The following is a 12,303-nucleotide window of genomic DNA, read 5'->3' as shown; positions in this document are numbered from 1 at the left end:
CAGCGAAGCGAAATTCGGGGTAACCGATCCCATTCGAATCTATCGCGAGTGCTAACGGCACGATCGGTATTAGAACATGTAAATAGGTGAAATGCTAACCGCAATTTTATATCAGTCTCAGCCTTCATAGGAAAACCTCATGCAAAATCCAGATCAAATTTCCCTAGCTTTGCCCGCCTAACTAGTCGCTAATTTCACTCTTAGAATTCTTTGACTTTTATATTCTATATCCGCAATTGTGCCAGCATAAAGCGCTTATTTATATGGTAAACACTAGCATTACGGCTGCTTTGGTCACCCGTCTTCGGTCTTTCCACCAAGTAAGCAAGGGAAATAAGGCAGCAGGCGTGATTACGGATAATCACAATTATTTATACCTCAGTCTTGAATAAATCTATTTCCTCCCAATCACTCCTTATCACTGGGATTATTTTGGTTTCGATCAATTTGCGCACTTCGATTGCATCGGTCGGGCCACTGATTCCATTTATCCGTGAGGACTTGGGTTTGTCCAATGGCTTGGCGGGATTTCTCACCACGCTTCCTTTATTGACATTCGCTACGTTCTCGCTTTTTGCTCCTGGCATAGGAAAGCGATTGGGGATGGGAAGAGCCGTGTTTTTGGGAGTTGCCGTTCTTACCACTGGCGTGATTCTTCGTGTGTTGGGAGGGATTGAGTTGATGCTCTTTGGCACAGCGCTGACGGGGATCGGTATAGTGATCGCCAATGTGCTGTTGATTCCTCTGATCAAAGTTAGGCTACCTGAGAAGCTGGGGTTGATGACCGCACTTTTGGCAACGATGATGTCGCTTTTTGCGGCGATTGCTGTAGGGATGAGTGTGCCGATTGCTGTAGATTGGGATTTTGGATGGCGTGGATCTTTGGCGTTCTGGGCTGTATTTATGATTTTGGCGATGATCATATGGATTCCGCAATTACAGCGGCCTAAGGCAAGTATTCAGGAAGTAACGGATCCTGCCAAAAATGTATGGAGATCTAAACTGGCTTGGCAGATCACCATTTTCATGGGATGTCAGTCAGTGATGTATTTCACCATGGTGACTTGGCTGCCGGATATGCTGATTTCCCGTGGATGGACTCCTTCTCAGGCTGGTTTTGTCTCTTCTATGATGCAGGTGGTTTCTCTGTTGGGATCCTATTTTGCTCCAAATTTCCTGATCAAACTCAGGGAGCAAAGCGGAGTTGTATTGGCAGTGGGAGTAGGGTATGTGTTGGGGTATCTGGGATTGTTTATAGAAAATGAGCTCGTGACTTACGCTTCGCTGGGAATTGTGGGACTTTGTATGGGGTCGAGTTTGAGTATCGCTTATACACTGATTGCTTTGCGTACCGCTGAGGATCAGACTACCGCCAAGCTTTCGGCTATGGTGCAGTCTTCGGGGTATTATTTGGCGGCACTTGGGCCATTCCTTTTTGGGGTGTCGCTGGATCTTTTTGACAATTGGAATGTGCTGATTTTCTTCTTATTGTTCTTTGCTTTGGCATTTACCTTTTTCGGTATGTCGGCAGGCAGGGATCGTAAAATCTAATTCCAAATATTATTTCGTCCTTGATGGAATAGGGTGTAATTTTGCGGCTTCAAACTGAATCCCAATTTCATGCAAGAATTCCTTCAATCCTTCGGCGTCTCTGAACAATTGTTCGATTATCTGATTATGCCCTTGCTTATTTTCTGCGCGAGAGTATGCGACGTGTCTATCAACACCCTGAGAATCATGTTTATGATGAATGGGAAAAGGAATATTGCGCCAGTTTTAGGCTTTTTTGAAGCATTGATTTGGTTGATGGCTATAGGACAGATTTTTCAAAATATCGACAATCCTCTTTCCTATGTTGCTTATGCAGGCGGATTTGGTACAGGTACTTATGTGGGAATGTACTTTGAGGAGAAATTGGCTTTGGGTAGAGTACTGGTCAGGGTGATTACGCCACAGCCACTTCCTGAATTGATCGAGTATATGAAGGTGCGAGATTTCCGGTTTACAAATGTCGGTGGAGAAGGACGATTTGGAAAGGTGAATCTGCTTTTCACAGTGATGAAAAGAGACAGTCTGACTGAATTTATCGCCAAAGTCAAAAGCGTTGATGAGAAAGCATTCTATACTATTGAGAGTGTGAAGCGGGTATCTGAAGATGATCTAAACGTGATGGATGATAAGCCAAGGTTCAATATGAGCTTCTTCAGTAAGCCCCGTACTTAATGGCCAATTCCTGGTTCCAGTTTCAGCAGTTTCGGGTCAATCAGGATAAATGTGCGATGAAAATCAGTACAGATGCTGTGATGCTTGGAGCTTTGGCTCATGCAGTTTCGCCAGAAGAAATCTTGGATGTAGGGACTGGCACGGGAGTGATTGCTTTGATGCTTGCCCAGCGCTTTCCTGAAGCAGCTATTCATGCGGTTGAGATAGATTTGCAAGCTGCTTCTCAGGCATTTGAAAATTTTCGGTCAAATACCTTTTCGGATCGCATGCAGCTTTGGGAGGGTAGGTTTCAAGACTTCGAACCCCAGCAGAAGTTTGATCTGATCGTGAGCAATCCGCCTTATTTCCCCGATCATTTGAAATCATCCGATGCGCAGCGCAACATGGCATTGCATACGGACGAGCTTTCCTTTCAGGATTTATTGGAAAAAGTAGTTCAGCTTTTAAAAGAAGATGGGCAGTTCTGGATTATTCTTCCACCAAGACAAATGCTGGATTTTCAAAAAGAAGCTGACAAGTATGGATTATTTCTTGGAACAAAATTTACGCTACAAGACAAGCCTGGAAAACAAATTCTAAGAGAGATCTGCGCTTTTTCCAAAAACCAAAATGAGTTTGAAACCTCAGCCATTTTTATCAAGAATGAAGATGGATCACCGCATGAAAGCTACGGTAGTTTAGTCTCCGGTTTTTTGCTGGGTTTTAAAGCCTAAGCCATTCTTTTTGTATATCCGCAATTGTACCAATAAATACTTAAAGTGTAAACTAAATTCATGCAAGATAAAGGTATCTTCGGTCACCCGTATTCGGTCTCCAAGCCTGTAAACCAAAAAAGAATATGGCTACTGGCATCATTGCGGATACTCAGATTGCTCTTTCTTCTTCTTTAAATCGAATCCCTCTCCTGCTCAACTCATCTAAAATAGGATTGTAAATTTCAGGAAGCACAGGGATGTGGAGGCCTTTTAGGTGGATTTTTCCATCCAGAAATAAATCTACTGCAATGGCCAATGGAAGTCCGACTGTCTTTGCCATTGCAGTGTAGGTGGCATCTTCGCCAAAACATACCAGACTTGATCTGATTTCTTTGATACCTTCTTCAGTTTTGATTTGGAAGAGATGCTGCATCACGATCATGTCCTTATCTTCTGGGTAAAGCTTCCAGTTTTTCTCAAGAATTGACTGTAAAATGACAGCCGGAGATCCCGTTGTCTGGGGCAGCAACTCATCTCCAAAGAATCCCAACCACTGGATTTTCTCCCATGCAGGGAAATCAAAATCAGGGATCAGATTGCCAAGTTTTTCTTCTACAGTAAGGGCTGGATTGTAGGGCAAAAATGAGTTCATTAACTGTCTCATCGTGGTGTTTTCGGGCAAATTCATCTGAAAACTATCATCGCACATGCCCAGCTGTACGAATACATTCCAAGCTTTGCAGAAGCCATCTCTTCTCAGAGTACCACGGAGGATGGTATCTATATTCCTTAATCCATACAGGCTTCTATAGCTGAGCGAATCCCGATTGGGATAGCCATCAAAATCCCCCAATTCAGGGAATTGAATAGTTTCGAGTCGGTTGAAAAGCTGATGGTATGGGATAAACTTCAAATCGCCTTTTTCTATGTAGCGAGATGTGCCCTGGCCAGCCAGCACCACATTTCTCGGATTCCAGGTGAATTTGTATTTCCAGGGATTATCCTCAGATTCGGGCGCGAGAAGTCCACCGCAATAGGATTTGAAAGAGATGATTTCTTCGCCTTTTGACTTTGCAAAGTTGATAATCTTCATGGCTGACATATGATCGATTCCAGGGTCCAAGCCGCATTCATTCAGGAAAAACAAGCCTTTTGCTTCGATTTCTGATTTCATCTCCCGCATTTGTTCGGATTCATAAGAGGCCGAAAAAAAGTGCTTTCCAAATTCCAGACAATCCTTTGCTACTATGGGATGCATAAAAGCTGGTAGCATAGAAATCACTACATCAGCTTCTATGACGAGAGATTGTCGGGCATCCATATTTTCAATGTCTAGCTGCCTTGCTTGGGTATTTGGCTGATTTTTAAGCTTTTGCTGAGCAGAGGCCAGATTGATATCTGCCAAGATTAATTTACGAGTTTTGGTTTGGCAGCTTTCCGCCAGGAAATCGATCAGAAATATGGCAGATTTTCCGCCACCTAAAATCAGAATTGTATACATGATATCTTGAGTTGCTCTGACTAAAATGGAGAATATATTTTAGGGTAAAAAATTAGCGAGAGAATATTAAAAGGAACAATTCCCTACCTTAATCGTTAGGAAAACTCCAATTAGAGAACGATGAGCAAGAAAATAAAAATAGAAGCTGAGTTTGAAGAACTGGCTTGGGAGGAACTGACGATAGAAGAGCAGCAGGTGATGATGCGGGCAAGAAAAGTGTCTGAAAGCGCCTATGCGCCTTATTCAGACTTTCATGTAGGGGCGGCAGTCCGGCTTGAATCCGGCGAAATATTGCAATCTAGTAATCAGGAAAATGTAAGTTTCCCAGTAGGAGTTTGTGCAGAGCGATTGGTGCTTGGGTATGCTGGAGCCAATTTTCCGGATCTTGCAGTGAAGGAAATTGCGATTGTGGCGAGAAGAAAGGGTGAGGAGAACTGGGCGGGAGTTTCGCCTTGTGGGCTTTGCCGGCAGACGATCAACGAAATGGAAATGAGATTTAATAGACCAATTTCTATTTTGATCCAAAATCCTGATGGAAGTGTACTTCGATTTCCTGGGATCCAGACGCTTTTGCCTTTTAAGTTTGACGATCTGAACGCCTAGGGTTTTGAAGAAAAGTATCAGTTATCAGTATCAAGCGCAGTATTCCGTCTCACATGAGCCTACTTTCCAAGAGAAAGAAATATGGCTGGTATTGCACGGTTATGGGCAATTAGCGGAGTTTTTCCTCAGAAAGTTCCAGGGTTTTGATTCTCCTGATCGACTTTTTGTAGCACCTGAAGCAACTAATTACGGATATCTCGATGGTTTTTCGGGGAGAGTAGGTGCGAACTGGATGACCAAGCATGAGCGAGAAACAGCTATTCGAAACAACCACCGCTTTCTTGATCTGTTGATGGGAGAATTGCTTTCTCAGTATCTGGAAAGACCAAAAATCAATGTGTTGGGATTCTCTCAGGGTGCGGCAACTGCTACACGTTGGGGAAGTCGATGGATAGGTGAAGTGAATTTATTGGTACTTTGGGCAGGCGGTTTTGCTCAGGATATGATTTTGGAAGATGCGAGGGAGAAATTCTCGAAGACAAAGTTTACCTTAGTTTTGGGAGATCAGGATGAATTTATCACTCCGGAAAGCATTGAAATACAGCATCAATTGATCAAAAATCTGGGTAAGGCAGTAAAAAAACTGACTTTTTCCGGTGGACACGAAATTGATATTGAAATGCTTTCGAGAATTCTTGATTCAAATGAGTAAATCCAACTATATTGGTGCTTCAATTGCTTAATTAATATTAGAATTTGATCAGAATTCGACTTTCACTATTTTTCTGAAAATTTTGTAAACCATCAATGCTTTCGCTTACTGAAAAGGAGATAGACCTTATCTCAACCCAACTACTCAAAGGAATGATCTGTTTCTATCAGATCGACAAGAAAAGGATTCATCAGATGCCAGATGACGAGGATTATTATAATTATGATCTGACTGATGCTGAAGAAGATGTTCTGGATGAGATCGAGGAAAGCCCGGACAATTACGCCGAGTTTACTCAGATGGAGCCTGCTCAAGAGCATCAGATGATGCAGGATTTTATTGACCGGAGGGTCAAAGAAAAAAATCTAGCTGATGATTTGGTTAGTTCGCTCACCAAACCTAAAGCAAATACAGCGTTCAAGTTTTTGATCGAAGACTCCAAATACAAAAAGGACTGGGTAGAATTCCGGAAGGAAAAATACTACGACTGGATCAAGGAGCAAGTTGATAGCTTCAACTTCACTGAAGGATAATTGAATAGCCGTCCAATTTTGGATGGCTTTTTTTTGGGTTTAACCGCAGTGGACGCGGAGGGTTTCGCAGAGGGCGCAGCTGATTGACTTTCCAGTAGTTGTTCTTGTTTATTCCTTAACTCTTTTTGGAAATATCAATGAACATTTATTTCAGTTAATTTCAGTTTTAAGGTTCAGCTTACAACTTTACATTTTATTTCAAACTTTCTTCAACAAGTTCTATTTTCTCATTTTCCACAGTCCTTCATTACCGATTTTTTTATCACACTACGGAGGGAGGTTTCATCAGTTTTTGCTATTTTAATTGGATGCAAAGCCCTCCTGAATTTTTAATCAGAAATACACTTAAGCCTGGAGACCTGGGTCAGGTGGCTGCTTTGCATGGAAATGTTTATTCAGAAGAGCATGATTTTGGACTTGGCTTTGAAGCGTATGTGATGGAAAGTTTACTTGAATTTTATCGTGCATACAATCCTAAAAAGGATAGAGTTTGGGTGGTGGAAAGTGAAGGCAGAATGGTAGGTTTTGTCTTGCTTATGCACAGGCCTACCAATCGGGCTCAGCTGAGGTATTTTATCCTAGTAAAAGAATTTCGTGGGCGGGGAATTGGAAGCAGACTGATGAACGAATGGTTGGAGTTTTATAGGGATTCTAACTATGAAGCCGCTTATTTATACACTACTTCGGGGTTAGACGCTGCTGTTAGTTTGTACGAAAAAATGGGCTTTCGTAAGATTAGCGAAATGAAATCACAGAATTTCGGCGTGTCATTATTGGAGCAGTACTATGAGTTGATTTCTCCGCTAAAAAAGTAAAGTTTGTAAGTGGTAAGTCGTTTAAGATTGATGACAACTTACCACTTACAAAAATTGACTACTTACAAGTCTTGATAATCTTCAGTGTATTCCCTATTTTATTTTCCAAAAGATCGAATTGCTGATTTTTGATCCAGTCCTTTTTGAAAAGCTGAGAACCCATTCCCACACAGAATACTCCTGCATCAAACCATTCTTTCAAGTTTTCTTCCGTAGGTTCCACGCCGCCAGTTGGCATGATGTGTAGCTCAGGGTAAACAGATTTGGCAGCAGCGACAAATGCCGATCCCACCACGTTTCCTGGGAAAGCTTTTACCAAAGTGGCACCAAGCTTTTTTGCCTGAAAAATTTCAGACATGGTCGCGCATCCCGGAATCCAAAAAACTTCCCTGGAATTGCAATGCACGGCTAGTTCTGGGACCAAAGCCGGAGAAACGATAAAATCTGCTCCTGCTTCGATGAAAGCATTTGCATCTTCAGTGGTGAAGATGGTGCCTATACCCATCACCATATCAGGATATTTTCCGGCGTACGTATATAGCTTTTTGAAAACCTCAAGAGAGTTCGTAGCTCGGTTGGTGAATTCAAAAACTCGAATTCCCGCTTTATAGGAAGCGTCGAGTACGCCTTTTGCCACTTCTATATCTACATGGTTGAACACAGGAATCATTCCTGTCTCACTCATGGCTTTTAGCATCTCACTGTTTGAAAATCTCATATGTTTATAATTGTTTTTCAGTGGTCATATGGAATCTCGCAGTGTTTATAATTATTTCAGTGTGTGACTCTTGAGTCATGCTCGATTTCATAGTTGTTTTTAGCGTAAAAGTTTACCTACATTTTTCCCTTCCACCAGTTGATTCACCTCATCTACCGAGACGAAATTTGCGTCCCCTGGAATAGAGTGCTTCAGTACCGAAGCAGCCATTGCAAAATCCAATGCATTCTGATCTTCAGAACTGAGTAAGCCATAAATCAGGCCAGCCATGTAGGCATCTCCGCCTCCAATTCTGTCCACGATATGAGTCATTTCGTAGGTTTTGGATTCGAGGAGAGATTGTCCATTCCAAAGAAGTCCGCTTAGGTTATTTTCAGATGCACTGATAGATTCTCGATGTGTTGTCGATACGTATTTTAAAGAAGGACACATGGATTTTGCCTTTTCGCAAGCTTGCAGATAGTCTGTCTCAGTGATGCCCAAACAGTTTTCGAAGTCAGTCAGCCCTGCAATAATCAAATGTGAAGGGCCTATCAACTCAGGCATGATTTCTATCGGATCTTTGCCGTATTGCCATAGATTTCTACGGTAATTAATGTCTGCACTTATTTTCACGCCAAGCTTAGAAGCAGCCTTTATTGCAGCGTTGCAAAGATCTGCGGCGGATTGGGAAATGGCTGGAGTAATTCCTGTCCAGTGAAACCAGTCCGCGCCTTCAAATATTTTTTCCCAATCAAAATCTTTCACATTGACCTGAGCAAAAGCAGAATCAAAGCGGTCGTAGATGATTTTTGAGGAGCGCTGCATTGCTCCGTTTTCGACAAAATACACGCCCATTCTTCCTTCGTTATACCGAATAAAAGAGGTGTCCACTCCCGCAAATCTAAGTCTATTCACAGCGGATTTACCGATTTCGTGGTCTGGAAATGAAGTCACATGGGCTACGGATAATCCCCAATTGGCGAGTGAAACAGCCACATTTGCTTCGGCACCGCCGTAATTTACTTCGTAAGATTGTGTGTTGATGAAGCGCTCATGGCCGGGTGTGGAGAGTCGCAGCATGATTTCGCCAAGTGTGATTATTCTTTTATTCATCTATAGGCTGTTTTACTTTTTTTGGATTTATCGAAAAATAGGAATTTCAAATTTAATCCCTTTTGATCTTAATGATTAGACAATAATAAACGCCATTTATTGGTTTACCAATAAATCCAATTCAATTATTTGCCAATAACGAAACAATTCCTAATGAAAATTGCTAAGAGTTCAAAAGGAGTTTTTGATTTCTTTACCGTTTTACCGTGCCCCTTCAGAATATTTTTTTAATTTTGCCCCAATTTGGACTTAAGCAAAACTTTCTCTTCAACCTCCCCCTCTAATGCCTAAAGATAGCAGCATCAAGCACGTTCTCATCATTGGTTCAGGTCCCATCGTCATCGGTCAAGCTTGCGAATTTGATTACGCAGGCTCTCAAGCATCCAGGTCTCTTCGTGAAGAAGGGATCACGGTGACGCTGATCAACTCGAATCCTGCGACCATCATGACTGATCCGGTCACAGCCGACAATGTGTATTTGCTTCCTTTGGAAAAGAAATCCATCGTACAAATCCTCAAAGATCATCCAGACATCGATTCAGTTCTACCTACAATGGGTGGACAAACTGCCTTGAATCTTGCTATTGACTGCGAAAAAGGCGGTGTATGGGCAAAATACGGGGTGAATATGATCGGTGTAGATATCGATGCGATCGATACTGCCGAGAACCGCGAAAAATTCAAAGCGCTGATGGAAAAGATCGGTGTAGGTGTGTGTAAAGGTGCCACAGCTACTTCTTTTCTACAGGGAAAAGAAATCGCTCAAGAAATAGGGTTCCCATTGATTATCAGAGCTTCTTATACCTTAGGTGGCGCTGGTGGAGCATTTGTGGAAACAGCGGATGAATTCGAAAATGCACTTTCTGCAGGTCTACAGGCCTCGCCAGTTCACGAAGTATTGATCGAGCAGAGTATCACGGGCTGGAAAGAATACGAGCTGGAAGTGATGCGCGATAATATCGGCAACATGATCGTGATCTGTACTATAGAGAACTTTGATCCCATGGGTGTGCACACGGGTGATTCCATCACGGTAGCGCCAGCGATGACGCTTCCGGACACTACGTATCAACGCATGAGAAACTATGCAATCACGATGATGAATAGCATCGGGAATTTTGCCGGTGGCTGTAATGTGCAGTTCTCAGTGAGCCCAGATAACACCGAAATCATCGGTATCGAGATCAATCCACGAGTTTCTCGCTCTTCAGCATTGGCGTCTAAAGCGACTGGTTATCCAATTGCTAAAGTGGCGGCTAAGCTAGCTATTGGATATAACCTGGATGAGTTGAAGAACTCAATTACAGGAACAACTTCTGCATTTTTTGAGCCTTCCATAGATTATGTGATTGTGAAAATACCTCGTTGGAACTTTGATAAATTCAAAGGGGCTGATAGAAGACTTGGTCTGTCGATGAAGTCGGTAGGTGAGGTAATGGGGATCGGTAGAAATTTCCAGGAAGCCCTTCAGAAAGCTTGCCAATCGCTTGAAATCAAGAGAAATGGTCTTGGAGCAGATGGTAAAGAATTGCGAAACCAAGATGGAATTTTGTATTCCCTGGCGCATCCTAGCTGGAATAGACTTTTCCATATTTATGACGCATTCAAACTTGGGATCTCTTTCCGTACTATTCAGGATTTGACCAAGATCGATAAGTGGTTCTTGAAGCAAATCGAGGAGTTGATTCACTTGGAAAAAGAAATAGAGAAATTCAAACTTGATACAATTCCTGTGGCGATGATGGATTTGGCAAAGCGTAAAGGCTATGCTGATCGTCAAATCGCGCACTTGCTAGACTGCTTAGAGAGCGAAGTTTTCGATAAGCGCTATAAGGAAATGGGAATCAAGCGAGTGTATAAAATGGTAGATACTTGTGCGGCAGAATTTGAAGCGAAAACGCCCTATTATTACTCTTCTTTTGGGGCTGAAAATGAGTCAGTTAGATCAGATCGTAAAAAAGTTGTGGTTCTTGGCTCCGGTCCAAACCGTGTAGGTCAAGGTATTGAGTTTGATTATTCATGTGTTCATGGGGTGTTGGCAGCCAAAGAATGCGGCTATGAGACCATCATGATCAACTGTAATCCAGAGACTGTTTCTACTGACTTTGATATTGCGGATAAATTATACTTCGAGCCGGTATTCTGGGAGCATATTTACGAGATTATCCTTCACGAGCAGCCTGTGGGTGTGATCGTGCAGCTTGGAGGTCAGACAGCGTTGAAACTTGCCGAAAAGCTGGATAAATATGGTATAAAGATCATTGGGACTAGTTTTGAAGCACTGGATCTTGCTGAGGATAGAGGAAGATTCTCTTCACTTTTGAAAGATCTGGATGTTCCTTATCCTGAATTTGGAACAATTCATAATACTGATGAAGCGCTTGAGCTGTGTAAGACGATTGGCTTTCCTCTTTTGGTACGTCCTAGTTACGTATTAGGTGGTCAAGGCATGAAAATCGTGATCAACGAGAAGGAGCTTGAACAGCATGTGGTGGATGTCTTGAGAGATATTCCGAATAATGAGATTTTGCTGGATCACTTCTTGGAAGGAGCTATCGAAGCCGAGGCTGATGCGATCTGCGATGGAGAGAATGTTTATATCATCGGCATTATGCAGCATATAGAGCCTGCGGGAATTCATTCTGGTGATTCTTACGCAGTGCTTCCTCCATATAACTTGGGAGACTTGGTGATTCGTCAGATCGAAATTTTCACAGAGAAAATAGCCCTTGCGTTGAGAACTGTAGGCTTGATCAATATCCAGTTTGCGATCAAAAATGACAAGGTTTACATCATCGAGGCAAACCCAAGAGCTTCTCGTACGGTGCCTTTTATTTGCAAAGCGTACAGAGAACCTTATGTAAACTATGCCGTAAAGGTGATGTTAGGAGAGAAAAAAGTGACTGATTTTGAATTCAAGCCTTACAAAAAAGGTTATGCTATCAAGGAGCCAGTTTTCTCTTTCCATAAATTCCCGAAAGTAAATAAAGAATTGGGCCCTGAAATGAAATCTACCGGTGAATCGATTTACTTTATCGATGATCTCATGGATGATTATTTCTTGAAAATCTACGCAGAGAGAAATCTGTATCTAAGTAGATAGGCAACTCATAAAACGATAAAGTATTGTGTGGAAATTTCTGATAATAGTTCTCGGTGTTGGTTGGCTGCTAGGCCAACTAATCCGATATTTTCTTAGGAGCAAATTGGCAAAATTTGCTCGGCATGTAAATGAAGTTGCAAAGGAGGAGCAGCGTGCTCATCGGCATGCTTCCACGCCAAAGGATGAGATCATCGTGGATTACATTCCTAAAAAGCAGCAAGAAAAGACTCATAAGGATATTAAAGGCGGAGAATACGTCGATTACGAAGATGTGAAGGAGTAATCCTTCACTTTTTTCTTTTTAACCACAAAGAGCGCGAAGGTTTCGCAAAGTTCACAGTTTCAAGTGCAGTCCTGTTTATTCA

At 42.2% G+C, this 12,303-nt stretch carries 12 protein-coding genes; 9 read left to right on the top strand and 3 right to left on the bottom strand.

The features are described from left to right. Positions 1-384 precede the first annotated feature (384 nt). The 3 genes from BVH04_RS00205 (at position 385) to BVH04_RS00195 (ending at position 2,936) form a co-directional block, all read left to right on the top strand. Positions 385-1,551 (top strand): CynX/NimT family MFS transporter, encoded by a 1,167-nt coding sequence (locus BVH04_RS00205; RefSeq protein ID WP_086539325.1) that lies wholly within the window; start codon positions 385-387, stop codon positions 1,549-1,551. Positions 1,552-1,620: 69 nt separating this feature from the next. Then, positions 1,621-2,223: a DUF2179 domain-containing protein gene (locus tag BVH04_RS00200; protein WP_086539324.1), complete on the top strand. Its 603-nt coding sequence runs from the start codon at positions 1,621-1,623 to the stop codon at positions 2,221-2,223. Further along, positions 2,223-2,936 (top strand): tRNA1(Val) (adenine(37)-N6)-methyltransferase, encoded by a 714-nt coding sequence (locus BVH04_RS00195; RefSeq protein WP_086539323.1) that lies wholly within the window; start codon positions 2,223-2,225, stop codon positions 2,934-2,936. The genes BVH04_RS00200 and BVH04_RS00195 overlap by 1 nt, the downstream gene beginning before the upstream one ends. A gap of 151 nt (positions 2,937-3,087) precedes the next feature. Here the strand turns inward: BVH04_RS00195 and BVH04_RS00190 are convergent, their stop codons facing one another. Beyond that, positions 3,088-4,419 carry a saccharopine dehydrogenase family protein gene (locus tag BVH04_RS00190; protein ID WP_086539322.1) on the bottom strand — a complete coding sequence of 444 codons (1,332 nt, stop codon included), beginning with the start codon at positions 4,417-4,419 and terminating at the stop codon, positions 3,088-3,090. 120 nt (positions 4,420-4,539) lie between these two features. Between BVH04_RS00190 and BVH04_RS00185 the strand changes: the two genes are divergently transcribed. The 4 genes from BVH04_RS00185 to BVH04_RS00170 all read left to right on the top strand — a co-directional run bounded on the left by BVH04_RS00185 (position 4,540) and on the right by BVH04_RS00170 (position 7,022). Next, positions 4,540-5,022: a cytidine deaminase gene (locus BVH04_RS00185; protein ID WP_086539321.1), complete on the top strand. Its 483-nt coding sequence runs from the start codon at positions 4,540-4,542 to the stop codon at positions 5,020-5,022. Positions 5,023-5,026: 4 nt separating this feature from the next. After that, entirely contained in the window at positions 5,027-5,674 is a 648-nt protein-coding gene (locus BVH04_RS00180; protein WP_086539320.1) for an alpha/beta hydrolase, read from the top strand. A gap of 95 nt (positions 5,675-5,769) precedes the next feature. Next, complete coding sequence (locus BVH04_RS00175; RefSeq protein WP_086539319.1) at positions 5,770-6,207, top strand: UPF0158 family protein; 438 nt, start codon at positions 5,770-5,772, stop codon at positions 6,205-6,207. A 308-nt stretch (positions 6,208-6,515) separates the two neighbouring features. Next, complete coding sequence (locus tag BVH04_RS00170; protein ID WP_086539318.1) at positions 6,516-7,022, top strand: GNAT family N-acetyltransferase; 507 nt, start codon at positions 6,516-6,518, stop codon at positions 7,020-7,022. A 58-nt stretch (positions 7,023-7,080) separates the two neighbouring features. On the opposite strand, the gene eda is transcribed toward BVH04_RS00170, so the two are convergent. Further along, positions 7,081-7,740, bottom strand: a complete 660-nt coding sequence (gene eda, locus BVH04_RS00165) for a bifunctional 4-hydroxy-2-oxoglutarate aldolase/2-dehydro-3-deoxy-phosphogluconate aldolase (protein WP_086539317.1) — start codon at positions 7,738-7,740, stop codon at positions 7,081-7,083. A gap of 99 nt (positions 7,741-7,839) precedes the next feature. Beyond that, positions 7,840-8,835, bottom strand: a complete 996-nt coding sequence (locus BVH04_RS00160) for a sugar kinase (RefSeq protein ID WP_086539316.1) — start codon at positions 8,833-8,835, stop codon at positions 7,840-7,842. Between the two features lie 283 nt (positions 8,836-9,118). On the opposite strand from BVH04_RS00160, the gene carB reads away from it, so the two are divergent. Together carB and BVH04_RS00150 are read left to right on the top strand one after the other, a co-directional pair. Beyond that, on the top strand, positions 9,119-11,938 hold the full coding sequence (gene carB / locus BVH04_RS00155; RefSeq protein ID WP_086539315.1) for a carbamoyl-phosphate synthase large subunit: 2,820 nt from the start codon (positions 9,119-9,121) through the stop codon (positions 11,936-11,938). A gap of 25 nt (positions 11,939-11,963) precedes the next feature. Further along, positions 11,964-12,221, top strand: coding sequence for a DUF4834 domain-containing protein (locus BVH04_RS00150; RefSeq protein WP_086539314.1), 258 nt, complete (start codon positions 11,964-11,966; stop codon positions 12,219-12,221). Positions 12,222-12,303: the final 82 nt, after the last annotated feature.

The sequence above is a fragment of the Algoriphagus antarcticus genome (assembly GCF_002150685.1).
GTDB lineage: Bacteria > Bacteroidota > Bacteroidia > Cytophagales > Cyclobacteriaceae > Algoriphagus > Algoriphagus antarcticus.
The sequence above is the reverse complement of the archived record's forward strand: the minus strand, read 5'-3'. Positions and strand labels throughout refer to the sequence as shown.